This is a genomic window from Antrihabitans stalactiti (genome assembly GCF_012932915.1).
Taxonomy (GTDB): Bacteria; Actinomycetota; Actinomycetes; order Mycobacteriales; family Mycobacteriaceae; genus Antrihabitans; species Antrihabitans stalactiti.
Window position 1 is genome coordinate 352,807 of the sequence record NZ_VCQU01000001.1, and the last position, 24,852, is coordinate 377,658.

Genomic DNA, 24,852 nt, shown 5'->3' on the forward strand with positions numbered 1-24,852 from the left:
TACTGGAAGCCGACATCAGTGCTTGTGCTTCGGCTTCGGCGGTCCAGAACCAAGGATCTTGTCGTGGCGACCGTCGGTATCCCAGCCACCGGCGTTGTAGCTGGTCATGTCGAAGCAGATCTCAGCGAATTGCCGACCGAATTGAGACAGGTAGATGCTGCGGTAAATGCAGATAGCAGATTTCACCGACTCGATAGCGTCCATCGCCTCGTCTTGTACCTCGAGCACCGAATACCGGCGGATGTCCGCGACAGGCTCCGCCGAGAAGCGAACCAGCCCCAGCCGATTGAGATTCGCGAGGTATTCCCGACCTGCCTTCGGCCATCGACAACTCGCCTGCAGCGCAATGAGGTTCACACCACCGAGAATCCGTTCCGAGCCGATCTGAAACAGCGTCTTCGTGCGGATATCGATCGCGGGTTGCACACCGGCCTTGTAGAGAAACCGCACGATCCGGGCTTCGTCGGGGTTCATCTGCTCGAGGATGTATGAGAACGCCGGATGCCTACCGCCGAATGTGTAGTCGGGGATTTGCGACCGCGCGATGAGTTTCTCACCGCGCGAGCGCAGTGCATCATCTGAATCTTCCTTGCCCGGAAGGAGTCCGCCCACAGAGCCGGCGACGTTCTTCACCACGCCCGGCGACTCCGACACCCAGCGACGTGGATCCAATGCGGACCGTCGTTCGCCGTCGTTACCCGCGCTCGATGGTGCGATGTCGGTCAGCGTCTTCCAAATACCGCTCGCAGCGACCTTTGCCGATGCCGCCGACGCAACGACATCGGATGCAGCGCCAGCGAGTTCGTTGGAGCCCAGCGACTTTACGGTCCGGGTGGCCGACTCTTCGTCCTCCCGCGCTCGCTCGCTGAAGTTGGTCAGCGCCGTCCATAGGCGTCTTCTGGCTGAATTTGCAGATTCGACTGCGTTGACGATTCCCTCGACTGTATCGACCCCGAGTGATGCAACCGGCCTGACTTTTTCGCCGACAGCGTCGGCTGCTGTGCCGAATTCGTGCACTGCCTGGCGGAACGACTCGCCTGCCGTTTTCGAATCCCGATCTTGTGCCATTCGGGTACTCCCTAGAAGACATTCATCCTTGGCGCGCACGGCGATCTCTCGATCACCGGCTGCTGGAATTTCATCGAATTGCGTGCTGAGGCAATGGATTTGTCGCTGCCATGTCCTCCTGAATCGCGACCTGAGCATTGTGCGGAAGCGTATGCAGAATTTCGCGCACGCGGGCCTGCCGCCGCCCTATCGCCATGCGCTCGGGCATGCCGGGAGTCGCGACCATCTGCGGAACAATGCCCTCGACCTCTTCGACGCCGCCTGCATGGTGTCCCGCGTCGACCATCGCCTGCTCTTGCGCCATCTGCGCTTCGTCTTTTTCTTCCGACATACCGATCGGGCCGATCATCCGACCGTTGAGGAACTGCCGCACCACCGGCTCATCGCTGGTCAGCAGCACCTCACGCGGTCCGAACATGACCAGGTTGCGACGGAACAGCATGCCGATGTTGTCGGGCACCGTACGGGCGAGGTTGATGTTGTGCGACACGATCAGGAACGTCGCATCGATCTGCGCGTTGATGTCGAGGAACAACTGGCTGATGTAGGTCGTACGAACCGGATCCAGACCGGAGTCGGGCTCGTCGACGAGGATGATTTCCGGATCGAGCACGAGGGCGCGGGCGAGTCCGGCGCGCTTGCGCATACCACCGGAGATTTCGCCCGGCAGCTTGTTCTCGGCACCGAGAAGGCCCACCAGCTCGAGCTTCTCCATCACGATGCGCTTGATCTCGGACTCGTTGCGCTTCGTGTGCTCACGAAGCGGGAACGCGACGTTGTCGAACAAGTCCATCGAGCCGAACAGCGCGCCGTCCTGGAACAGCACACCGAACAGCTTGCGGATCTCGTAGAGCTCTTTGTTCGAGCACGTCGTGATATCGGTGCCATCGATGTAGATATGGCCCTCTTCCGGCTTCAACAGCCCGATCAACGTCTTCAGAAACACCGACTTACCCGTGCCGGACGGACCGACCATGAGGCTGACCTCACCCGGCGGAAGGGTCAGCGTCACGTTCTGCCAGATGTTCTGCCTGCCGAATGATTTCGAGACGTTCTCGGTCCTGACTTCGACTCCCATTGATTCGACTACCTTCTTCGACGCGTTCGTGCTTTGACAGTGTTGGCTCGGGTGCATATCGCGCAGCGGCAACCACTTTCGTAGGCCGCGCTGCTGCCGTGTCGCCCAATCGTCCTGCCCTCCGAGCGCAGGCGAATGATGTAGTGCGCGTGCTGGATACGGTTGGCATCCCGACAACGTGGGCACCGGCAGCCGAGGTTGATATAGCCGTTGATTGTTCCGTGGCGGGGATCGTCGGTACGCATTACGGCGGGGGTAGTTGTCCGCGGAACAATAGGTACGCAATCGCTTTCACGATGTATTCGATCGGTCCGACGAGGTCGATGATCATGGCTGAGTCGTCCTTACGCCGGGTCGAACTTCGAGACGAGCCAGGTATCGCCGTGGCGCTCGACTTCGATCCGAAGGGTGGTGGAGGTGACCGTCGGCTGGGCGATATCGGCGGTGGACGTCGACTGGTTCAGGAACACGACAACCGACGCTCGGTCGGCACTGAATTCCGAAATCGACTTGCCGACAACGGTTGCCGACGTGCTGATCTTCTTCTCTTTCGCCGCCGGGGCGACGACGTCGCGGGTGAACGTCTTGTAGTAGTCACCGAACGTGCCGGTCACCCGGCTGTTCGCAGCGGCGAGGTCGGTGTCGACGGTGTCGGACTTGTAGCTCAAGATCGCGACCGCGGCGTCGGCGGCCGCGTCGACAGCGGCTTGCTGTCGGTCCGGTGCCAGTGCCTGGTCGTCGGGGCGCACGACCAAGAACAGGTACGCCCATCCGGCGACCGACGCTGCCGCGAGCAGTAGGACGAGCAGCGACCGCACGCTCTCCCAGTTTCGACGCGGCGGCGGCTCTTCGTCGATGATCTCGTCGATAACGATCGTTTCTGGTTCCAGCTCTTGGGTTTTCATGCGACGAAATCCACCTTCGACATCTTGTACTGGCCGCCGTCGTCGGTCATGGTGACCCGCAATCGCCAACTTCGGCTCTCGTTGTTCGCGCCGGCCGCATTCGACACCGACGATGTTGCCGACACCAGGACCGTCGCCGAATCGCCATCGCGGCTCTCGATACCTTCAGCGACGACCTGCCCTTGCGTGACAACCTTTGCCTGTTGCACGATCCCGATGAACGATCGCGATCGAGCCTCGAAGTCCTTCTTGAACGTGCCCGTGGACAGGTCCAGCACCTTGTTGACATCGTCGGCGGCGGAACTGTCGCGAACCGAGATCATGGCGGTGACACCGGAATTGGCGGCGCTCAGTATTGCCGCGTCTTGGCCGCGTTGATCCGACGCGTCGTGGTGATCGCGCAGCAATACACCTGCGAATGCGGTGAATGTGGCCGCCACGATGATCAAGACAACGCTCGTGAGTCTTTTAGGAGTCCAGAGACTCCGAAAAGACTCACGAGGGGTGGGTAACAGCTTCATGATCAATTGCCTCCGATGGGTGGGTTCGTGCCGAGCGGGAAAGAACCGCCTTTGCGGCAATCGGCAACATCGGCCGCGCTGACGCCCGGGATTTCAGCGCACGGAAAGTTGCGCGCGCCGCGAACGACGAAGGGGTCGCCGTCGGCGACAGCGCAGTAGTTCGGTGTCTGGCTGTCGACGATCGTGGGATCGGCGGGCGAGCGGCGCTGGTCGGCCGGAACGAACCCGGTCAGGCACGGCGGAGGCGCATTGATGTCGAGGTTGAAGTCGAGATTGACCATGCCAGGCTTCGCACCCTTGACCACGCTTTGTGCGCCGGCGACCAACGGCGGATAAACGACGAGGATCTGTTCGAGGCTCATGTGATAGATCCGCAGCACGTCGGCGACCGAGTTCAGATTCCCAAGGGCGGTCGGCAAAGTCGGCGCAATTCGGTTGAACAGGTCCGTACCTTCGGCGCCCGCGTCAGGACCGTTGTCCAGCAGTCCCCGCACCGCCGCGTCGTTGCTGGCCACCGAGGAGGTGACCAGGTCGAGGTAGTGGGTCCATTCGCGGATGCTGCCCGCGGACTGAATTTGGGTGTCCAGCAGCGGACCGGCGTTGTCGATCAAGTTCAGCGTGGGCGCTAAGTTCTTCTGCCCCTCGGCGAGGAACTTGTCCAGCCCGTCGAGGATTTGCTGCAAGTTGTTGCCGGAGTTGCGGAATGCGGTGCCGCTCTCGTTGATCAACAGGTGCAGATCGTCTCGCGACACGTCTTTCAACGCCAGTTCGACCGAGTCCACCATGTCGGCGGTCGAGGTCGGGACCAGTGTGCTGTCGATCCGGTCACCATCGGCCAGATACGGACCCGAATCGGTTCTCGGCAGCAACTCGATGTACTGCTCCCCGATGGCCGAGCGGCTGTGCACTTCGGCGGCCAGGTCGGTCGGGATGTGCAGGCTGTTGTCCAGATACATCGTGACGACGACCTTGTCGCCCTCGATGCGCAGATCGTGCACGGTCCCGGCGTGCACACCCCGGTAGGTGACGTTCGACTTCGGGTAGAGACCGGCACCGGAGGGCAGCACGAGTTCGACGGTGTTGCGCCCGAGTCCGAGCATCGACGGCACGCGCATGTACGAGATCGCGATCCAGGCGATGAACACCACGGCGATGACCGCGAACGCACACAGTTGGTAGCGAACGAATTTGGTCAATAGCATCAGTTGCCCCCTGGGCCCGGGACGTTCAGCGGAGTGATCAGCGGGTTGCCGGTGATCGGCGGGATCGGCGGCAGTTGCCCGATCAACCCCCCGAGGTTGGCCAACATGCCTGCGGCAGGCGTGCCGGTGAGCAACGCGGTGTCGACTCGCTTCGTGGTCAGGTCGAGGTTCAAGAACAGATTCGCGTAGTCGCCCTGCATCGCGTTCTTGTAGGTGTTGAGCGGGAACGGGATCGTCGCCAGGAACGACAGCGACGACGGCAACGCCGGGCCGGCATCAGCCAACCCGCGCAGAGTCGGCTCCAGCGCACGCAGATTGGTATCCAGTTCCGTCCTACTACCCGTGATCACCCGGTCGGCCGCGCCGGCGAAATCGCCGATCGCGTTCAACGCACTGGTCAGGTCGGCCCGCTGCGCGTTGAGCGTGGTCAGCGCCGGATCCAGGGTCTTCAACCCGGCCTCCACCACGGCACGGTCGTCGGAGACGATCTTGGAAAACCGGTCCAGTCCCTCGAGAGCGCGGATGATGTCGTCGCGTTGATCGTTGAGGCGACTGGTGAAATCTTCGATGTTGCTCAACAGATTTCGGACCACATTTTCGCGTCCGGCCAAGGCCTGGTTGACTTCGCGGTTGATCTCGTCGAGTTTGCCTGCACCACCGCCGTTGAGCAAAAACGACAACGTCGACAACGTCTGCTCGGTGGTCGGGTAGGCGCCGCCACGATCCAGCGGAATCCGGTCGCCGTTGTGCAGTTCACCCTTCGCGTCGGTGGGCCGCAACAATTCCAGGTGCGCGGAACCGAGCAGGCTGGTCGACCCCACCTTCGCGGTCGTATTCGCAGGCAGCGTCACTTCCTTCTCCAACGTCACCGTCACCAAGGCGTGGTCGTTTTCCACTTCGATCTTGCGGACGGTCCCCACGTTGACGTCGTCGACGCGCACGCGGGCGTTCTCGGTCAGCGTCGACACGTCGGGCATCTCGACATTCACCGTCCACGCACCTTCACCCTCGCCTGCGGCACCCGGCAAGGCGAACTGGTTCAGGCCGGTCCAACCGCAACCGGTCAACGAACCGGCAAGTACGAAGGTGCACAAAGCAATTGCGGTTCGTCTCATCGTGGAGCCACCCCCGGCAGCGACGGCAGATTCGGCAGTAGCAAGCCCGGCAGCCCCGACATCGCGGGCAGGGTGGGCAGCGACGGCGGAATCCGAAGCTGTGAATCCGCGCCGCTGTTGACCGGACCCTCCAACCCCGGCTCGCTGTACTCGATTTGGTTGGGCAACGCGCCGACGGAGTTGCCGATCACTGTCCCCAGCGGAATGTAGTTGAACGCCAACGTCTTCAGCAGCGGACCGAGGTATTGGATGCATAGGTTCGTCGCTTCCTCCGCGCCCTTCTCCCCTGCACCGGCGATCGCACCACAGATGAACTGCACTGGATTGGCGGTGTTGGACAGCACAGGAGCGGCGGTCAAAGAGTTCTGCGCGGGCTGGTAGATGTTGCCGAGATTGACCAGCGTCGTCGGCGCAATGTGCATCACCTGCTCGAGGTCATGGCGTTTGTCCACCAGGGCCTGCGTCGCGGCGCCGAGTTTGTCGACCGCGGTCCCGATGCCGTCCTTGTTCTCCCGAACGAACGACGCGATGTCGATGACCGCTTGATCCAGATCGGCGACCGAGTCACCCAACGCGGTCTCGCTGTCGCCGAGCAATTGGGTCACCGACGCCAGGTGCCCGTTGAACTGCACGATCTGCTCGTGACTCGCCGAGAGCGCGTCGACGAGCATCGACAGGTTGCGGACGGTCGCGAACAGGTCGTCGCGACCGTCCGACAACGCCGTCGTGGTTCGCGCCAGCTTGTCGAGGGCGTCGTGCATGGTCCCGCCGTTGCCGCGGGCATTTGCCGCCGCGTCGGTGACGAACTCGCTCAACGTGCCGGTCTGGTCGTGGTTGGCACCTTGGGGTCCAAGGCGTTTCGTCAATCGGGTGAGCTGCTCCTTGATGACATCCCATTCGACTGGCATCGCCGTGCGATCTTCTGGGATCGTCCCGCCGTCGCCGAGCGTCGGCCCGCCGGTGTAAGCGGGAGTGAGCTGTATCGACCTGGTCGTCACGAGAGTCGGCGCGAGGATCACTGCCTGCACGTCCTCGGGCAGGTCCCACTTCTTGTCGACCCGCATCTCCACAGCGACCCGGGTGCCTTCCGGCGTGACCTTCTCCACCGAACCCACATCCACTCCCAGAATGCGGACCACGTCACCGGGGAACAGTGCGACCGCGGCCGGGAAGTACGCGGTGACCTTGTTGCTCGTCAGCTTCGGGTAGATGACGTAGGACAACACGGCTAGGAGGGCCAGCAGCGCGACGCCGGCAGCAATCGAGATCGTCTTCTTGTTCATCGTGGTCCGTCCGTGGCTATCGGGGCTGGGGCGGCGGGCGGGGAAGGCACCCTGCCGTCACCGAGCGCGGCGTCGATGAACGGCTGAATAAATTGGCCGGGAACGAGATTCGCGACGTAGGCCTGGAAGAACGGGCCACTGCCCAGTGCCTCATTGAGGGTGCGCGCGTAGTTGGCCAAACCGGGGATCGCCTCGTCGAGATTGGCCTTGTTGCGCTCCAACAGCGCCAGTACCCGGTTCACTCGTTCCAGAGTCGGCGCAAGCTGCTGGCGGTTGTCGGCAATGAATCCACTGATCTGCTGGGCAACCAAGGCCAAATTCGTCGTCAACGATTCCAATGCCGACCGGCGGGCGTCGATCGCAGCGAACAGCGCATTACCGTCGACGAGCAGCGCGTTGATCTGGCTGCTGCGCTCGGCCAGCACGCCGCTCACACCTGCACCGTCGTGGAGCAGCTTGCGCAACGCTTCGTCGCGGGAGCCGAGCGTGTCCGACAGCCGCGCCACTCCATCGAGTGCCGTGTGCACATCCGGGGCCGTCTCCTTCAGCACGTCGGAGGTGGCATGCAAAGCGTCCGACAACTGATCGGTATTGATGTCTTCGACGTTGGCGGCGAGCTTGCCGAGTTCTTTCGGCAGGTCGTAGGCAGCCCGCGTGCGTTCGAGCGGGATGGGAACATCGGAATCGTAGGTGCCGTCGTCGTTGCTCGGGACCAGCACGACAGCCTTCTCACCGAGCACCGCCCGGGTCTTCATCTGCGCACTCGGCGCCTCGCCCAGGTCGAGATCACCCCGAACCGACATCGTGATCTCGACATCGGTGCCACGCAATTCGATGTCGCTGACGTTGCCGACGTTCACCCCGATGAACTCGACCTTGTCGCCGGTCTTGACTCCGCTCGCGTCGGCGAAGATGGCCTTGATCTCGTGCTTGGCATCCACGAATGGCAGAGTGTCGTAATTGAATACGGCGGCGACCGTGGCCGCGATCAATGCCATGCCGATCGCGCCGGACCGGATGGTGTTCGTCTTCTTGAAGCTGATCATTGCGGCGTCACACACCTGCCCTGTTGCTGCTGCACGAGTTTGGCGATGATCGGGGCTCCACCGGGTCCGTCCACCTCGAGGGTGACCGCGCAGAGGTAGAAGTTGAAGAAGCTGCCGTAGGAGCCGAGCCGACTCAATCGTTTGTAGGCTTCGGGAAGCTCGGTCAGCACGGCTTCGATCTGCGCGCTTCCGTCATCGAGAACCGTTGCGGTTCGGTTCAATTCGGAGATATCGCGATTGACCACCGGACGGTTGTCGAGCAGCAGGTCCGACAACGTCGCCGACCCGGTGTTGATCGACACCAACGCGTTGGTGATCGGCGTGCTTTGCTCCGACAGATGCGACACCAGCCCCTGGAGCTGGTCGATGATGTTTTTCAACGCGCCGCTCTCGTCCCCCACCGTCGTCAACACGGACCCGAGGTTGGTGATCACCGCACCGATCAACGCGTCACGATCGGCGAGGCGACTCGTGAGCGCGGCAACCTGCTGCAGGATCCCGGTCACGGTGCCGCCCTGGCCTTGCAAGACGCTCAGCAACTCACCGGAGAGACGGTCGATCTGTGCGGGGTCCAGTGACCGAGTCAACGGCGCCAAACCGCCGAGCAGCGCATCGATATCCAGCGCCGGTTTCGTTTGGGTGATCGGGATCGTGCCCCCTTTGCCCAACGGATCGGCGATGTTCGCCCCGTTGGTGACTTCCAGGTACCGGTCGCCGAGCAAGTTCTGGTACCGCACCTGGAGTGTGGCGTCCGGAGTGACGTGGACGTCATCCATTACGTCGAACGTCACATTCGCTGTGCGACCGTCCAATTCGACCGCTTGCACACGCCCGACGTCGACGCCGGCGATACGGACCGGTTGCCCCGCGCCAAGTCCGGACGCATCGGCGAACACCGCGTTGTATTCGGTTCGGCTGTCCAGGCGCAACTGCCCGAGAACCAGAATCAGCAACACCAACACGCACAGCATCGCCACGCCGAACACAGCGAACTTGACCGCAGACTTGCTCATCGCAGGCCTCCCGGCACGCCGTACAGCATGAAATCGAGGACGTTGAGCTGCGCGGGCCGCCCGGTCGGCGCGAACGGATTGACCCCGGTATTCGTCACCAGGTACGGCGCCGGACCGTCCGCCATGTCGAGCGATGGCAACCGACCACAGCGTGGCCCACCACTGGCAGCGACGACCGGGACGTCGCGTGGGTAGCGGTACGGCATATCGCCGGCGAGCAAAGTGCCGCTGATGTTGAAGCCGGGAACAGTGCCACCGACCGCCTTCTCCACCCCGGCGCGTGCTTCGTCCAACCCTTGGAAGAAGCAGGGAAACACCGGCGAGTATTCGTCGAGCAGCTCCGTCGTCGGCACCAAGTTGCGCATCAGATCCGCGATCACCTTCTCGTTGTCGGTAAGGACCTGGCTGCCCGAGTTGCCGAAATCGATTGCCGCCAGCAAGAACCGGTCCAGATCGCCGGACTTCTCGACGATCGTGCTGCCCGTCGTCGTCAGCGATTGGATACTGCCCAGCAAGCTCGGCGCAGCGTCCGCGTAGATGTTGGTGACATCCGCGGTCGCACGGACGTCGCGCTGCAGATTGTCGAGGCTGGGCCGCAACGCATTCAGATACGCATCGGCATTGACCAGCGTGTTGCCGACCTGCTCACCCCGCCCGCGGAACGCGTCGGATACCGCGGTCAAGGTGGCGTTCAAGTCTTCGGGCGAGATCGCTTTCAGCACAGTGGTCAACCGCTCGAACAACGAGTTCAACTCCGGCGTGACGTGGCGAGCATCGATCGTGTCGCCAGCGGAGATCGACTTGTTCGAGGGGTCTTTCGGCAAGTGCAAGTTGACGTACTTGGCACCGAACACCGTCGTCGAGTCGATCGTCGCATCGACATTGGCCGGGATCGATCCGACTTGGTCGGGAAACAGGTCCAGCGCGATCTTCGCAAAGCCGTCGACCTCCTCGACCTTCGCGATCCGGCCGACCTGCACGTCGAGCAGCTTCACCCGCGTTCCGGGTTCGAGATTGAGCCCCGACCGTTGCGCAAGCAGGTCGACGTCGACGCTCGGCGTCAACTTGCCGCGAAACTGCAGCGCGACGAACGCCGCGACCAGCACCAACGACAAAATGAACAAGACCCCGTCGAATGTGTAGTGGGGCGCACTTCGCCCCGACGACCGGCCGCTCATCCTGCGAAGTTGAAGTTGCCCGACACGCCGTAGACGGCCAGGGAGACGGCAAGAGTGACGAACACGACCGCGGCCAGCGACGCCCGGACCGCACGTCCGACGGCTTCACCCACACCGGCGGGTCCACCGGAGGCGTTGTACCCGAAGTAGGTGTGAATCAGCATGACGACAAGGCCCATGAGAATCGCCTGCAGGAACGACCACAACAGGTCGGTCGGGTTGAGGAACGAGGTGAAGTAATGGTCGTAGACACCGCCCGACTGCCCCCACACCACGATCGTGATCGTGCGGCTGGCGATGAACGACGCCACGACTGCGACGCCGTAGACCGGGATGATCGCGATCATCCCCGCCACGATTCGCGTCGACGCCAAATACGGGACCGACCGCACGCCGATGACTTCCAGCGCATCGATCTCCTCGGAAATCCGCATTGCGCCAAGTTGCGCTGTCGCACCGGCGCCGATCGTCGCTGCCAACCCGACGCCGGCGATCACCGGCGCTGCGATGCGCACATTGACGTACGCCGCGAAGAATCCGGTCAACGCTTCGACACCGATATCGCCGAGCGTGGCGTAGCCCTGTAGCGCGACAACCGCGCCTGCCGACAGCGTCAAGAACCCGCAGATCACGACCGTGCCACCGATCAGCGCCAACGCTCCGGACCCCAGTGCGACCTCGGCAACGCACCGCAACGTCTCGCGCGGAAAATGCTTGATGGCGATCGGGATGTCGAGCATCGCGTCGCGATAGAAGATCGCCTGACGGCCGATTTCGTCGAGCGACTTCTTCGAACTCTTGGCCCGCGCAGCCGTTTTCAACCGGATTCGGTCCATTGCGCCTGAGCGACGACTGGCAATAGTCATCATTTACCTGCTGTCATTCTGATTCCGATGGCCGTCATCACGACGTTGACCACGAACAACGCCATAAAGGCGTACACAACCGTCTCGTTGACTGCTTGCCCGACACTCTTCGGCCCGCCCTTCACAGTCAGCCCGCGGTAACACGCGATCAATGCCGCGATCAGGCCGAACGCGCCCGCCTTCACCTCGGAGATCACCAACTCGGGCAACCCGGTCAACAAGGGAATGCCGTCGACGAACGCACCGGGGGTGACGTTCTGGAAGAACACCGAGAACACGAAACTGCCGACGATGCCGATCGCGCACACCATGGCGTTGAGTAGGAACGCGACCAGCGTCGACGCCAGGATCCGCGGCGACACCAACCGCACGATCGGATCGATACCGAGGACCTCCATCGCGTCGATCTCTTCGCGAATCGTGCGCGACCCCAGGTCCGCACAGATCGCGGTCGCCCCCGCACCGGCGACCACCAGCACCGTCACCACCGGGCCGATCTGGGTCACCGCACCCAACGTCGCGCCCGCACCCGCGATATCGGACGCGCCGAACTCTGCGGCCAAGATGTTGAAGGTGAAGCTGATCAGGGCTGTAAAGGGCAGTGCAACAAGCAAAGTGGGGACAAGAGAGACCCGGACGATGAACCAGCATTGATCGATGAACTCGCGCCACTGGAACGGCCAGACCAGCATTCCGCGAAACGCCTCCGCCGACATGGCGAAGAACTCGCCTATGGATCCCAGCGGCTTGAGAAGTGTCTTTGTCACAGCAGGCATTCGTCTACCTTTCGGCCGGCGCGGAGGAGCGCGTCGCGAGCGTCGCGCCGAGGGCCTTGCCCGCAAGCGCGGCGATGAACACGAGCAAGACGGTCCATGCCGCGCCTGACGTCAGTTCGAAGAGCAACGACTTATCCCCCAGCTCCAACCCGACCTTCCCGCTGAGCCACGCCACCAGACCGCCGGCGAACCCCGCGAGAGCGGCAGCCGCCAGCCACCGAACGGTCAGATCCTCGCCGCCGAGTTCAGGGTCGGGATGCTGTGTGCGATCACGCCTTCCGTCCACGAAACCCCATGCGGCCGCGACCGCGAGGACGACGACCAGACCGAGCATCCGCAACGCGGTGCCATGCGTCGGCCACGCCTTGGTGGTGTCGCCGACGACGGCCCGCGCGACGACGAATACGCCACCCAGAACCAGCCCGCGGATCACCCACGACCGGGCGTCGATGCGTGGTGATGACATCGTGGACGTAACTCCCGTTCTTGAAACTGCAAGAGCCGACACGAGATTCGTGAATCGGGGCAATCGGAGGTTGTTACTGAGGAGTCTTCCGCCGGTTCAGGTGCGGAGCAACGGAGCCTTCCCCGAACATTTCGGACATGCATTGGAGTGCGCTCCAACGCGCATTTCCACACAAAAAAGCACTGTGAGCTTTCAGGAGTCCAAAGACTCCTGAAAGCTCACAGTGCAGCTGGAGCGATTACGCCCAGGTTCGGTACCCGGATTCTTCGTCGACCATGTCGCGCGCGATTCGACGAGCTCGCAATGCGGCGCGATCTGCCTTGACGTTGATATTGCGTCGCGGCTCGGTTTCTTCGTCGATCCGGACCTGCATCGCCTCCAACGCGGCGGCATCACGCACCGTCATCTCGGAGAACATCGCGCGCAAGTACTCGGTGATGTCGGGATTGTCGGTGGCATAGTCGCGCGCGATCCGGACGAAAGCGTGTGTCACGCCTTCGGATTCGGGTGTGAACCCCTGTATCCGCAGCATCGATAGTGGCCGCTCGCCGTGCGGATCGATGACATATCGCTGGACGTGGAGGCCCGGCGAGACGAACACCCCTTCTTCGAGGCGAGGCGACTCCGCGTCGGCTGCCACGCCGCTCGCGTCCTTCTCCCAGGCGGCGGGCCGCGTGGCAATCGTCAACCGGGAGTAGGAGACCGATCGCTCGGACACCTCGACCTCGTCGAGAGCAGGCAGCCTGTGCAGGTCCGGCGGGACCGCCTCCGGGTGCATGTGGAACACATTGGTCAGGTCGAGGTAGTGCTCGTGAAGCAGCAGATAGTTGGCCTTGATCTCGGCCTTGTGTATCGAGCTCGCCCAGTCTCCCGTGCCCAGCCACGGCAGCTTCGGTGGCTGCCGCAAGTCCGCGGCTCCCGGCTCGCCCAACCAGACCCAGATGAAGGGAGCCTGCTCGCGAACGGGGTAGGTCCGCACTCGCGCACCCGGCGGAACGTTTTCTTGCGACGGTACGACGACCAGCGTTCCGTCCGGGTCGTAGGTGAAGCCGTGGTAGCCGCATGAGACGCGGTCGCCGTCGCGCCTGCCCGTCGAGAGCGGGTGCGGCCGGTGGACACAACGGTCCTCCATGGCGACGAGCTCGCCGGACGCACGCCGGTAGAGCAGGACGTGCTTGCCCAGCAGACGTCGAGTGAAGAGACCGTCGGAGACCTCGTCACTGGTCGCCGCGACGTACCAACAATTGAATGGATAGTTGGCCCTCATATGTCCAGCACCAACCTTTCTGAACGGGACCGCGAAACGCAGATCATGATCGATTGGTTCGCCGCCTTTTCGGTGTCGTTCAATACGGAGTCACGGTGGTCGCCGAGACCCGACAAAATGTCGCACTCGCAGGTGCCGCAAATGCCTTCCATGCAGGATCCGAGGACATCGATTCCCGCTTCTTCGAGCGCGTCGAAGATCGTTTTATCCGCTGGCACAGTGACATCCACGCCGGAGCTCTGGCACTCGACGACGAATTCGGTGTCGCCGTCAGGTCCGGTTTCGACTTCCTTCGCCGCGAACCGCTCGATGTGCAGGCTCCCGTCCGGCCAGCTCTGGCACGCGTCCTCGACAGCGGTGAGCAGGCCTCCCGGACCGCAGCAGTACACGGCTGTTTCGGGGTCGGGGCCGCTGAGAATCTCGCCGAGATCGAACCTGCCGGTCACGTCGTGCGGGAAAATCGACACCCGTTCGCCGTGCTGCTCGAGTTCGTCGAGGAATGCCATCGTCGCGCGAGACCGCCCGCCGTAATACAGGTGCCAATCAGCGCCTTTGGCGACAGCAGCATCGATCATCGCTTTGATCGGGGTGATGCCGATCCCACCCGCGATGAAGACGTAGCGTCTCGCGCCCACCAAGGGAAAGTGGTTGCGCGGCCCGCGGACTCGCACCTTGTCGCCCTCGTGGAGCTTGTCGTGGACGTACTGCGATCCGCCGCGGCTCTCGGGATCGCGCAAGATGCCGACCTGCCACTCGGACCGATCCGCAGTCTTGCCGCACAGCGAATACTGGCGCACGAGCGACGATTCGAGCATCAGGTCGATGTGGGCTCCCGGCGCCCATTCGGGCAGGTCCGCACCACCAGGATCGGCGAGCGTCAGGGTCACTACGCCGTCGGCAACCACCTCGCGTCGCCGCACCACGAGGTCGACCTCGACCTCGCGATAGACAGCCTTGGTTGACTGGGTCATGACGAGGACCTCCTGGTTCCGCGCTGATCGGCACAATCGACGGTGTCGAGATTCTGCAGATTCCTGCTCATCGTTCTCTCTTTCGGTTGAGATTCAGCGAATTTCATCGCGCTCGAGGACCGCACATCCGAACGCTTCCTCGAACTCGCGCATGACGTCGATCGCCAACGTGGCGCCGCCAGACACGCAGCGCCGCAGCGACGTTCCCGAATTGCGCGCGCTGCTGCGCAGCAGCGCAGCGAACATCGCCGGGACACCCTCGAATACGGTGACCCCGTCGCGCTCGATGATCTCGAGCGCTGTCTCCGGTGTGAACCGGGGAATCAAGGTGAGGCAACTGCCTGCAGCGACGGCGGCGTTGAGTTCCGCGGTCTGACCGATTGCGTAAAAGAGGGGCAGTGCACCCAAGATGACGTCCGACGCAGTGAGTCCCAACCTGTCGACGACCACAGCGACATTCCCGCGCAACGTCGCGTGGGTTAGTTCGGCACCTTCCGGTGCTTCGGTGCTGCCTGGCGCGTATATGATCACGGCAGTCTCAGTGTCGGCACGTGCCACAGGTTCGTCAAGAGCATCCGACTCCGCCAGCAGCTCCTCGAAGTCCCCTGGCGTGACGAGCACGAACGCCGCGCCGGCCGCATCGGCGCCGGAACGCGCAGCCAGCGCGAACGCCGGCGAAACGAAGACGAACGAGGCGGCCGAAGCCGCGAGATGAACTGCCGTCTCGCGGCTGTCGAACAACACGTTCAAGGGCACCGCGACACCGCCGGCTCGCAGTGCGCCGTAGTACACGATCGCAAAATACGGGACATTCGGAAGCATGATGGCGACCCTGTCGCCCGGACGGAGACCGCGCGCGACCAGCAGGCCGGCGAGGCGAGCACTCGCCGCATCCAGGTTTGCGAACGACACTTCGGCGTCTTCCAAGCGAAGTGCAATGTCGTCCGGTTGCCTGCGGGCGGTCTCGATCAGTTCGAGCGACACGTTGCTCACCGACTTCTCCCTACCGTCCAGGCCGATCAGCGACGACTCACAAACTCATTTCCGAAAGCGCAAGTGCCCACCACACTTCGACGACCACCCGCGTCTCGCGCAAGTTGGCACCGGTCAATTCCTCGAAGCGTGCAATGCGGTATCGCACGGTGTTCTGGTGAACGAAAAGTCGCGTCGCGGTCCGCTCCACGTGCATGTCGCACGCGAGGTATGCCCGCAGTGTGGCGATCAGCTCGCGGGCCGAGTCGCCAGACAACGGATCGAGGTAGCGCGCACGAATGATGTCGCTGACGTCGCTGTCCATCGCTACCGCCGCGCGCAGACCGAGGGATTCCAAATCGTGTGCACCGCGCAGACCGCACGCCTGCAAGGTCATCAGGGCGCGGGTCGCCTGACGGTACGATTCCGCAACGTATTTCAACGGCCTCGGCGCGCCGACCCCGACGAGACCGTCGCCGATTTTGGCTGGTGGCTCGCTCAGGAAGCCGGCGATTGCGCCGTCGACCACTGCGCACAGTCCCCGCCTGCGTTGGGAGGAATCGTGAAATCCCATTGCCTGCTCCAGCTTTCGCTGTTCGACGCCGTCGCCGAGCCGAGCCCGCACCGCGACGTAGTCACCGGTCGGGTCGATTCCGTGCGCCTCCGCGGTGATTCGGAGGTCGGAAGACGGCACCGTCCCGAACAGCACACCGCGCACGAATGCAGTGCGCCGTTCCTCTTCTGCGATCGCGCGAGCGATCTCGGCGCTGCGATGACCCTTGGCAGCGCTCACGACTGCGATGTCCGACCACGCCAAAGCGGACTGAACGAACTCGAGCAGGTCGGCGTCTTCGACACCACGTCGGCGTCCTACCTGCCGAACGTAGCCGACAACGATCTCGACCCCGATCTGCCAGGCACGCAGCATCTCGTCGACAGGTACGCCTTGGCGAGCCCACGCTTCACCGGCGGCCGCGAGATCGGCGACGTCGTCACCGCTCGACTCCCCACCACCCTCGCGCGATGCCGACAGGATTCGCACGACGTCGCGTGCCATCTGGCTGTGCAGCGCTTCGGACCGCAGAGCGCGGTTCGCGGAATGCTCGACTCGCAGAGCGTTGCGAACCCGCTCGACAATGGCGTCGCGCTCCTCGATCAACGAATCGATCAGGACCGTCCAGTCAGTGATCATCGGCCGGACCTCTCTGCTAGCGACTAGCGACATCGCGTATCGACCCTCTCGTTGGAATATCCTGCATCTGAACGCATTTCGGTTCTGACCCGCGAATGACGCTACTGACCCAGCCCTACCAGCGGCGATGTACGCGACCTACCAAGTTTCGATGAGCTGTTGTATCCCCGCTACAAACTTCAGGCGCGTATCGAGGCATTCTGTTACGTAGAACGGCAAATCCTTGTGATTCCTGGAACCCATCGGTCGGTTTACGACTAGTCTTTCGAGGATGGCGGAAAGCGATTCCGACCGCGACACTGTTGTCGCAACTACGGTCGCAGATATCATCGGTCGGCTCCAAGGCCGAATGCCCGAGTTGACGCGACACACGCAACGGATCCTTGTCGGCGAGATCACCGAACTTCGCACGGACCCAAAGCTATTGGAGCTCCTCGGCGACACCGTAACGGCGAATGTCGAGACCGTCTTCGCCGCGATGCGCAACGATATTCCGCTGAAACAGATCGAGCCGCCCGCGATGGCGCTCGAATACGCGCGCCGCCTCGCACAACGCGACGTGACGTCGAACGTACTGGTGCGGGCCTACCGAATCGGGCATCAAGCAATCCTCGAAACCATGCTCACCGAGCTCCGGACCTGCGAGCTGGACGCAGAAGCCGCCCTCGATGCGACAGTCAGAATGACGTCCGGAACGTTCGAATACATCGATTGGATCTCGCAACGCGTCATCACGACCTATCAGGACGAACGAGACCGTTGGAACGAGAGCCGCAACTACGTTCGCGCATCGCATGTTCGAGACTTGTTAGCCGACGGCGATGTCGATATCGATGCGGCGACGATGGCGATCCGTTACCCGCTGCAGCGGATCCATCTCGCGCTCGTCGCCTGGTGTCGCGAGTCATCCAGAGGCAACGAGACCGTTCTGCTCGAGCAGTTCATTCAGCGGCTGGCGAAGGCGATCGGTGCAGGCGAGGCGTGCCTCTACATTCCCGATGATCGATTGACTGCGTGGGCATGGATTCCTTTTCCACCTGACAACCCGCCGACCAGCATGGCGAGGATCCGTGAAATCGTTGCGGGAAGCGATGATTCACCGTTCGTTGCCATCGGCCGCCCACTACCCGGTGTGGCCGGATTCCGTCGCTCACACCAGCAGGCGCTGGAGGCTCGCCGGGTTGCACTCAGCGACAATACCCGCGCCGACCGCGTCATCGAAGCGAGCGAGCCGGGCATACTGCTCGCGGGTTTGCTCGAGGAGAACATCGACTCAGCACGCCGATGGGTCGGCGAAGTGCTCGGCCCGCTCGCGAACGCGACGGAGAACGACGAACGATTGCGTGACACGCTCCGCCTGTTCTTGCGTAGCGGATCGAGCTTCACGGCCGCGGCGACCGAGCTACATCTGCATTTCAATACTGTCCGCTATCGCGTGGGTCGGGCGGTCGAGCGACGCGGCCGCGCGATCGACGACGACCGACTGGACGTCGAAGTAGCGCTGATGCTGTGTCAACTTCTCGGCCCCGCGGTTCTGCGCGAAAGCTGATTCTCGTAGCGCGAGCACAAAGGCCGGCGCGAACTTCATAGCGGGCGTACATGGGACCTGCGCGTCGATCTCCCTAACGTAGTCAGCAGCACAAAGACTTCGGAAATGAAGTGCCGCAACCGAATACGATAGGAATCTCATGCAACTGTACATCTACCTCACCATCTACGCATTCGTCTTCGCACCGATGCTCGTTCCACCGGTGGTTTCGGCAGTTGTAGCCGTCGCACGGTTCCTCAGCACGCAGGTCTCGCGCATTCCTGCGGCTTCCGGAGAACGCGCCCTTCCACGATTCGCCGTCGCCGAAGCCTGAATTCGGTCGCGACGCGATCAAATCAGCCACTACGGGTACTCGCGTAGTGGCTGAAGGTGCACAATCACATCATGGTGGGAACCGACGACCTGAAATGGATCGTAGGAGAAATCGAGCATCGACTGCAGCGGGTAATCGACGAGGTCGAGGGCTCGGTCAAGACGAGGCTGACGCGCGATCTGAATCGCGCACATCTGTACCTGAAAGCCGTCAGGTCCGGGTATGAGGACCTGATTCCGGAACGGCTGTCGGTCGACCTCTTACAGCGATACAAGCCAGGCCACTCGACCGCGCAGCCCGAGGAAATCGAAGGCGACGAATCCGACAAGCGCGAGGCTCAGTAAGAGGTAGCGTCCGAAGACGTTTTCCGCATGGCCCGAACGGGTAGTTCCAATGCGAAGCAATTCAATGGTTTTCGCATTGATCGAACTGATACCAATCGAAATCGAGGGACGTGCGATGAAAGCTGTTACGTGGCAGGGCCGCCGAAAAGTCTCCGTCGATACGGTCCCCGACCCCGTCATCGAGCAACCGTCCGACGCCGTCATTCGCGTGACGTCGACCGGTATATGCGGGTCCGACCTCCACCTTTACGAAGTGCTCGGTCCGTACATGAGCACTGGCGACATTCTCGGCCACGAAACGATCGGCATCGTCGAAGAGGTCGGCAGCGAGGTGTCCAACATCCGCGCCGGCGATCGCGTCGTCATTCCGTTCCAGATCAGCTGCGGGACGTGCTTCATGTGCAAACGCGGACTGACAACCCAGTGTGAGACAACGCAAGTCCGGGACCAAGGCAGCGGCGCTGCGTTGTTCGGGTACTCCAAGATGTACGGTCAGGTCCCGGGCGGTCAGGCACAGTATTTGCGCGTCCCGTACGCGGATTTCACACATATCAAGGTGCCCGAGGGCCCAGACGACGGGCGCTTCCTCTATCTCTCCGACGTGCTCCCCACAGCGTGGCAAGCCGTCGCTTATGCAGGAGTTCCCAACGGCGGTTCGCTGACCGTCCTCGGCTTGGGTCCGATCGGCGACATGGCGTGCCGGGTGGCTGCGCACCAGGGGTACCGCGTCATCGGCGTCGACCGCGTACCGGAGCGACTTGCGCGAGCAGCCGCACGCGGGATCGAGACGATCAACATGGATCAGGTGGGCGACGGCCTTGCCGACACGATCCGCGACATGACCGACGGGCGCGGCACCGATTCGGTGATCGACGCGGTCGGCATGGAAGCGCACGGTTCGCCGATCGGCGCGGTTGCCCAGAAGGCTGGCGGCCTTCTCCCCGATCCTGTCGCTGTGAAGGTGTTCGACGCGGCTGCAATCGATCGAATGGGTGCGCTGCTCAGCGCCATCGACATCGTTCGTCGCGGCGGCACGATCTCGCTGATCGGGGTGTACGGCGGGATGGTCGATCCGATGCCGATGCGGATCCTGTTCGACAAGCAAATCCAGCTGCGGATGGGTCAGGCGAACGTCAAGCACTGGGTCGACGACATCTTGCCGCTGCTCACCGATGACGATCCGCTTGGCGTCGATTCCTTTGCTACGCATCGGCTTCCGCTGGCTTCGGCACCCGAGGCGTACAAGATGTTCCAAGAGAAGACCGATGGCGCGGTCAAGATCGTGCTCGACCCGAGCGCCTAGTAAAAACAGCGCGATCCCCTAGCAAAACCGCGACCAAATCCCCTAATACCGCCCGGTGGTAAACAAACTACAAGTAGGTTTACTACGGCTTTGAGCGACCGGACATATTTGAGGGGCGGAGGTAGCGCGCGTTGCTCGACGATCTGGCGGTGCTGGTATTCGCCGGCTTTGCAACCGCGTCGGCCGTCTGGGCTTGGCTTCGCGACGGCAACTCTCGACGCCGCACCTGGTTGGCGTTGGCCTGCGGTCTGGGAGCCTGGACGGTCGGCACGGTCGTCTCGACCTATTACGAATCCTTGCCTCCCCACACCGCGCTTCTGCTCTTCGCTGTCGGCGCCGGTGCAGCTTTGTTGTGTTTCCCGGTCAGTCCGGACCCGACGCCGCGCGCGCAACTGCTGCTCGACGCGACGATTGTTGCCGGGTCACTGTTCGTGGTGTCGTGGGTCAGCGTGCTCGGGAGCGTCTACCGCACAGACGCGGACACTCGCCTGGCCTACACATTGGCTGTTGCCTCCCCCGTCGCCGACGTCCTGATTGCGACAACCGCGATCATGGTCTGGGTCCGCGCCGGCAACGCGCCGCTCCGTACCCTCGGCCTACTGTCGGCCGGAATCATGTTGATGGCGTTGGCGGACAGCGCAATTGCCTTCGCCAGCGCTCGAGGCGAACAGCAGCTCGATGGCTGGATCGATCTCGGCTGCATCGTTGCTTTCGGAGTGCTGGGAATAGCTGCGCTCTCGAGCGGTGGCGAGCCCGCATCGGCATCACCGCGCACGGTTCCGGTGCACGCTCGTCTGTGGTTGCCCTACGTGCCGTTGCTGTTGGCCGCGGGCATCGGGGTCGGAGCGATGTGGCACAGCGTGCATTCCGGTCCGCTCCGTGCCGTCGCGGTGATCCTGTTGGTCGCCGTTTTGGTCCGGCAGTTCGTCGTGCTGGCCGAGAACCGGCGCCTCACGGTGACCGTCTCACGGCAGACCTTGCGGGACCGGCTCACCGGACTCGCCAGCAGGACCTTGTTCCTCGACCGACTCGAGCAGGCGGTGCAACGCCAGCGGATGGAACTGACGCCGCTGACGGTATTGCGCTTGGACCTCGACGATTTCGAGGCTGTCACCAGCCGACTGGGGCACGCCGCCGGAGAAGAGGTGCTGATCCGCGTCGCCGAACGGCTCACCGGCTGCTTGACCAGCACCGACTCCCTGGCTCGTTTCCAGGGCGGCGAATTCGCCGCGCTGATCGAGGGACCCGTCGAGGACGCTCTGGTCGCCGCAGATCGAGTGCTCGAGTCGTTCACCCGCACATTCGTCTTCGATGGTGCCGCGCTGAGCATTCGCCCGAGCATCGGTGTGACCGTGGCGAGCGCCGCAGCCGTCGATACGACAACCGAGGGCCTGCTCTCGCAGGCTGACGTTGCTCTCATCGCAGCCAAGAACGCCGGCGGCGGTTGCCTGCGCAGCCATGTCCCTGGCTCACCGCCGCCCCTCGCTGCACGAATGGCGATGCCGGCCACCACCGCCGCGACAGGTCAGGACCCGTTGCCCTCGGCGGCGTCGGAGTCGCTTCGCTCGGTCCGGGCGCATTGGTTGTCCTCGACTGTTCCGTCCGCGCGAAGTGTGCCGATCATGTTGGGGCTCTTGCTGATCGGCGTGCTGATCTATGGCGGCTCGACGCAGATTCGCGACCATGCGGGCCGCCTTGCATTGTTCGACAGTTGGCTCTTCGACGGACTGATGCTTGGCGCGGCGGCGCTCGTCGCTGCGCGAGCCTGGTTGGTATCGAGCGAACGCGCAGCGTGGTCGCTCGTCTCCGCAGGAATGGCGAGTTCGGCTCTCGGCGACGTCGTCTTGGCGGTGTTTGTTCCTGAAGGTCAGTCGCCGTCGATCGCTGATCCGTTCTACCTGGCGTTCTACCCGGTCGTCTACGCCGGGTTGGCGTTGCTGCTGCGTTCGCGGCTACGCCGTCTGCCGATGGCAATCTGGCTGGACAGCGTCACGGCTGGTCTGACGCTCGCCGCGGTGGCCGCCGCAATCGCATATGGACCGATTCACGCGGCGACGATCGGGACCCCCCTCACGGTGGTCGTCGGGCTCGCCTATTCGATGGGCGACCTGCTGTTGCTGGCCCTCGCGGTCGGCGCACTGGCGGTATTGGGCTGGCGCGCAGAGCAGCGGTGGGGCCTGTTGGTCGCCGGGTTCATTTCGTATGCGGCTGCAGACACCGCTTACCTCTTTGCGACCGCGGGAGGCAGATACACCGAGGGCAGCACGATCGACACGCTGTGGCCGGTCGCATCGTTGCTCGTCGCAGTCGCCGCCTGGCGTGCCACCACGCGACGCCCAGCACGGTCGAGGTCCGAGCTGGCGATCTGGGCACCGCCGATGTTGTGCACGGCTACCGCGGTGACACTGCTTGTCCTCGACCATGATTCGCCGCTACCGCGGCTCGCTGTCGTCCTTGCCGCGCTCACCCTCATCGCCGTCACCGCCCGATTTGCAGTGACGTTCCGCGAAGTCACCGCGCTTGCCGACAGTCACCGCCAGGCCATGACCGACGACCTCACCACCCTCGCCAACCGACGCGCGATGGCAACAGCGTTGACCGCCGCAGCATTCGAATACTCGGCAAAAGATGCAGGCGACGAGCGGTCGGGTCCGGGACTGCTGTTGATCGATCTGGATCGTTTCAAGGACATCAACGACGCACTCGGACATCACGTCGCCGATCAACTGCTGTGCCAAGTTGCCGACCGCCTTTCGCAGTCGGTACGACCGTCGCATCTGCTTGCTCGATTGGGCGGGGACGAGTTCGCGGTCCTGCTGCCTGCCGGCGCCGACCTCCCCGCCGCCCGCACGCAAGCCGATCGACTCATCGCCGCCCTGCAGCGACCGTTCGAGCTCGACGAGATGGCCGTGCAGGTCGAGGCGAGCATCGGAATCGCCCTGTGCCCACAGCACTGCCCGCACCCCGAGGACCTGCTGCAACGTGCGGATGCGGCGATGTATCTCGCGAAGCGCAGCCCGACCCGGATTGCGGTCTACGACTCGGCTGACGACCCGACCGACGACAGACAGACCATAGAGGAACTCCGCACCGCCATCGCCGAAGGCGAACTCACCTGCCACTACCAACCCAAGGTCAGCGCCGCCGACGGGCAGGTGCACGGCGTCGAGGCCTTGGTCCGGTGGAACCATCCGGTCCGCGGATTACTCGTTCCGGACCAGTTCCTCGCCCTGGCCGAGCAGGGTGGCTTGATGCGTCCGTTGGCAACGACGGTCCTCGACCTCGCGCTGAGCCAGGCGCGGAGCTGGCACGACCAGGGCAACGACCTGTCGGTCGCGGTCAATCTTTCGGTGACGAACTTGCTCGACGTCGACCTGGTCACCGACATCAACCGCCTGTTGCGCATCCATCGGATGCCCGCCAGCACGCTCATCCTCGAGATCACCGAAAGCGTGCTGTCCACCGATTCGCTGCGGTCGCACAGCGTCGTCGAAGGGCTGCGACGGCTCGGGATCGGCCTGTCGATCGACGACTACGGCACCGGCTGGTCGTCGTTGGCGCGTCTGCAGGACATGGACGTCGACGAGCTCAAACTAGACCAGGTGTTCGTCGCACACCTCAGCGAGGATCCCCGCTCGATCGCGATCGTGCGCTCGACCGTCGCGCTCGCGCACAGCCTCGGTGCATCACTCGTCGCAGAAGGCGTCGAGGACGAAGCCACCTTGGAAGCGTTGCGCCGCTACGGATGTGACATCACGCAGGGCTACTTCCACAGTCCGCCGCTACCGGCCGAAGAACTCGACGCGTGGCTTCCCCGCCAGTCCGCTCGGGCGTGAGCACTCCGGCCAACTGACGATGCCGATCGGATGGCCGTAGTAGACGACGGGAATCGAACGCAGCCCCGATTGCAGCATCGTTTCCAGGATTTCCGGCAGCGGCGTCCGGAGCCCGACGCAGAAGGGCGGGAGGGCGAAGTTGAGAACCGACGACGTCAATTCGGCGGGCAGAACACTGTGATCGGCATCGGTGAGCGCCCACGACACCGCTTTCTGAGTCCTCGCCACCGAATCGGCGGTGATGACGTTGACAAGGAAACCGGCCTCGTCGACGACGGCAATCGTCGTCGCGCCCGAGTTGGCCAGCACACGTGCGGCCGCGTCCAACTGGATCCCGACTTTCACCAAGGGAATGGAACAGCTCATCAGATCGGCAGCGCACAATGGTGCCCGATTCTCGGTGACCTCGACGCGGGGTGATGCGCTCTTTTCTGGTCGGCGGACCCGCGTGGTCCTGTGCAGCGGGAGCCACTTCATCGTGGTCATCTGCGCCTCCTTGTCCGGGCTGTGCGCGTAGGAAACCAGGTTGCGGACCCGCAATCAACAGGCCGCGCCGAGCGTCTTCGTTTTCGGGGCAGGTCTGTTCCG

23 protein-coding genes are annotated in these 24,852 nt (G+C 63.2%); 5 read left to right on the plus strand and 18 right to left on the minus strand.

Translation table 11 applies throughout. The features are described 5' to 3' along the window. Positions 1-15: 15 nt before the first annotated feature. From FGL95_RS01775 to FGL95_RS01855, 17 genes are all read right to left on the minus strand, one after another. Positions 16-1,068: an Abi-alpha family protein gene (locus tag FGL95_RS01775; RefSeq protein ID WP_169584454.1), complete on the minus strand. Its 1,053-nt coding sequence runs from the start codon at positions 1,066-1,068 to the stop codon at positions 16-18. Between the two features lie 70 nt (positions 1,069-1,138). After that, positions 1,139-2,146, minus strand: a complete 1,008-nt coding sequence (locus FGL95_RS01780; protein WP_169584455.1) for an ABC transporter ATP-binding protein — start codon at positions 2,144-2,146, stop codon at positions 1,139-1,141. Between the two features lie 344 nt (positions 2,147-2,490). Then, a complete protein-coding gene (locus FGL95_RS01785) occupies positions 2,491-3,051 on the minus strand; it encodes a twin-arginine translocation pathway signal (RefSeq protein WP_169584456.1) in 561 nt (186 codons plus the stop codon). After that, on the minus strand, positions 3,048-3,491 hold the full coding sequence (locus FGL95_RS01790; RefSeq protein WP_169584457.1) for a hypothetical protein: 444 nt from the start codon (positions 3,489-3,491) through the stop codon (positions 3,048-3,050). Before FGL95_RS01790 ends, FGL95_RS01785 begins: the two co-directional genes overlap by 4 nt. Before the next feature lie 83 nt (positions 3,492-3,574). Then, positions 3,575-4,774, minus strand: a complete 1,200-nt coding sequence (locus tag FGL95_RS01795; protein WP_169584458.1) for an MCE family protein — start codon at positions 4,772-4,774, stop codon at positions 3,575-3,577. Next, positions 4,774-5,889 (minus strand): MCE family protein, encoded by a 1,116-nt coding sequence (locus FGL95_RS01800; RefSeq protein ID WP_169584459.1) that lies wholly within the window; start codon positions 5,887-5,889, stop codon positions 4,774-4,776. Before FGL95_RS01800 ends, FGL95_RS01795 begins: the two co-directional genes overlap by 1 nt. Next, complete coding sequence (locus tag FGL95_RS01805) at positions 5,886-7,172, minus strand: MCE family protein (protein ID WP_169584460.1); 1,287 nt, start codon at positions 7,170-7,172, stop codon at positions 5,886-5,888. Before FGL95_RS01805 ends, FGL95_RS01800 begins: the two co-directional genes overlap by 4 nt. Next, on the minus strand, positions 7,169-8,218 hold the full coding sequence (locus tag FGL95_RS01810) for an MCE family protein (RefSeq protein ID WP_169584461.1): 1,050 nt from the start codon (positions 8,216-8,218) through the stop codon (positions 7,169-7,171). Before FGL95_RS01810 ends, FGL95_RS01805 begins: the two co-directional genes overlap by 4 nt. After that, positions 8,215-9,231, minus strand: a complete 1,017-nt coding sequence (locus FGL95_RS01815; protein ID WP_169584462.1) for an MCE family protein — start codon at positions 9,229-9,231, stop codon at positions 8,215-8,217. The genes FGL95_RS01810 and FGL95_RS01815 overlap by 4 nt, the downstream gene beginning before the upstream one ends. After that, positions 9,228-10,409 carry an MCE family protein gene (locus tag FGL95_RS01820; protein WP_169584463.1) on the minus strand — a complete coding sequence of 394 codons (1,182 nt, stop codon included), beginning with the start codon at positions 10,407-10,409 and terminating at the stop codon, positions 9,228-9,230. Before FGL95_RS01820 ends, FGL95_RS01815 begins: the two co-directional genes overlap by 4 nt. Then, the gene (locus FGL95_RS01825) at positions 10,406-11,245 is read right to left on the minus strand and encodes an ABC transporter permease (RefSeq protein WP_240962692.1); all 840 of its coding nucleotides are present in this window, start codon (positions 11,243-11,245) and stop codon (positions 10,406-10,408) included. Before FGL95_RS01825 ends, FGL95_RS01820 begins: the two co-directional genes overlap by 4 nt. A gap of 29 nt (positions 11,246-11,274) precedes the next feature. Continuing rightward, positions 11,275-12,051 (minus strand): MlaE family ABC transporter permease, encoded by a 777-nt coding sequence (locus FGL95_RS01830; protein WP_169584465.1) that lies wholly within the window; start codon positions 12,049-12,051, stop codon positions 11,275-11,277. Between the two features lie 4 nt (positions 12,052-12,055). Then, a complete protein-coding gene (locus tag FGL95_RS01835; RefSeq protein ID WP_169584466.1) occupies positions 12,056-12,517 on the minus strand; it encodes a B-4DMT family transporter in 462 nt (153 codons plus the stop codon). Between the two features lie 238 nt (positions 12,518-12,755). Continuing rightward, positions 12,756-13,784 carry a Rieske 2Fe-2S domain-containing protein gene (locus FGL95_RS01840; protein ID WP_169584467.1) on the minus strand — a complete coding sequence of 343 codons (1,029 nt, stop codon included), beginning with the start codon at positions 13,782-13,784 and terminating at the stop codon, positions 12,756-12,758. After that, positions 13,781-14,755: a PDR/VanB family oxidoreductase gene (locus FGL95_RS01845; protein ID WP_169584468.1), complete on the minus strand. Its 975-nt coding sequence runs from the start codon at positions 14,753-14,755 to the stop codon at positions 13,781-13,783. The genes FGL95_RS01840 and FGL95_RS01845 overlap by 4 nt, the downstream gene beginning before the upstream one ends. 93 nt (positions 14,756-14,848) lie before the next feature. Beyond that, on the minus strand, positions 14,849-15,748 hold the full coding sequence (locus FGL95_RS01850; protein ID WP_169584469.1) for an AMP-binding protein: 900 nt from the start codon (positions 15,746-15,748) through the stop codon (positions 14,849-14,851). Positions 15,749-15,785: 37 nt separating this feature from the next. Then, entirely contained in the window at positions 15,786-16,919 is a 1,134-nt protein-coding gene (locus FGL95_RS01855; protein WP_169584470.1) for a PucR family transcriptional regulator, read from the minus strand. 271 nt (positions 16,920-17,190) lie between these two features. On the opposite strand from FGL95_RS01855, the gene FGL95_RS01860 reads away from it, so the two are divergent. From FGL95_RS01860 to FGL95_RS01880, 5 genes are all read left to right on the plus strand, one after another. Next, entirely contained in the window at positions 17,191-18,468 is a 1,278-nt protein-coding gene (locus FGL95_RS01860) for a PucR family transcriptional regulator (protein ID WP_169584471.1), read from the plus strand. Positions 18,469-18,607: 139 nt separating this feature from the next. After that, positions 18,608-18,781 (plus strand): hypothetical protein, encoded by a 174-nt coding sequence (locus FGL95_RS01865; RefSeq protein ID WP_169584472.1) that lies wholly within the window; start codon positions 18,608-18,610, stop codon positions 18,779-18,781. A 71-nt stretch (positions 18,782-18,852) separates the two neighbouring features. After that, the gene (locus tag FGL95_RS01870; RefSeq protein WP_169584473.1) at positions 18,853-19,125 is read left to right on the plus strand and encodes a hypothetical protein; all 273 of its coding nucleotides are present in this window, start codon (positions 18,853-18,855) and stop codon (positions 19,123-19,125) included. Between the two features lie 115 nt (positions 19,126-19,240). Next, on the plus strand, positions 19,241-20,428 hold the full coding sequence (locus FGL95_RS01875; protein WP_169584474.1) for a zinc-dependent alcohol dehydrogenase: 1,188 nt from the start codon (positions 19,241-19,243) through the stop codon (positions 20,426-20,428). Positions 20,429-20,559: 131 nt separating this feature from the next. Continuing rightward, positions 20,560-24,264 (plus strand): diguanylate cyclase domain-containing protein, encoded by a 3,705-nt coding sequence (locus FGL95_RS01880; protein WP_169584475.1) that lies wholly within the window; start codon positions 20,560-20,562, stop codon positions 24,262-24,264. Here the strand turns inward: FGL95_RS01880 and FGL95_RS01885 are convergent. After that, a complete protein-coding gene (locus FGL95_RS01885) occupies positions 24,211-24,750 on the minus strand; it encodes a CBS domain-containing protein (RefSeq protein ID WP_169584476.1) in 540 nt (179 codons plus the stop codon). The two genes, FGL95_RS01880 and FGL95_RS01885, sit on opposite strands and share 54 nt — an antisense overlap. Positions 24,751-24,852: the final 102 nt, after the last annotated feature.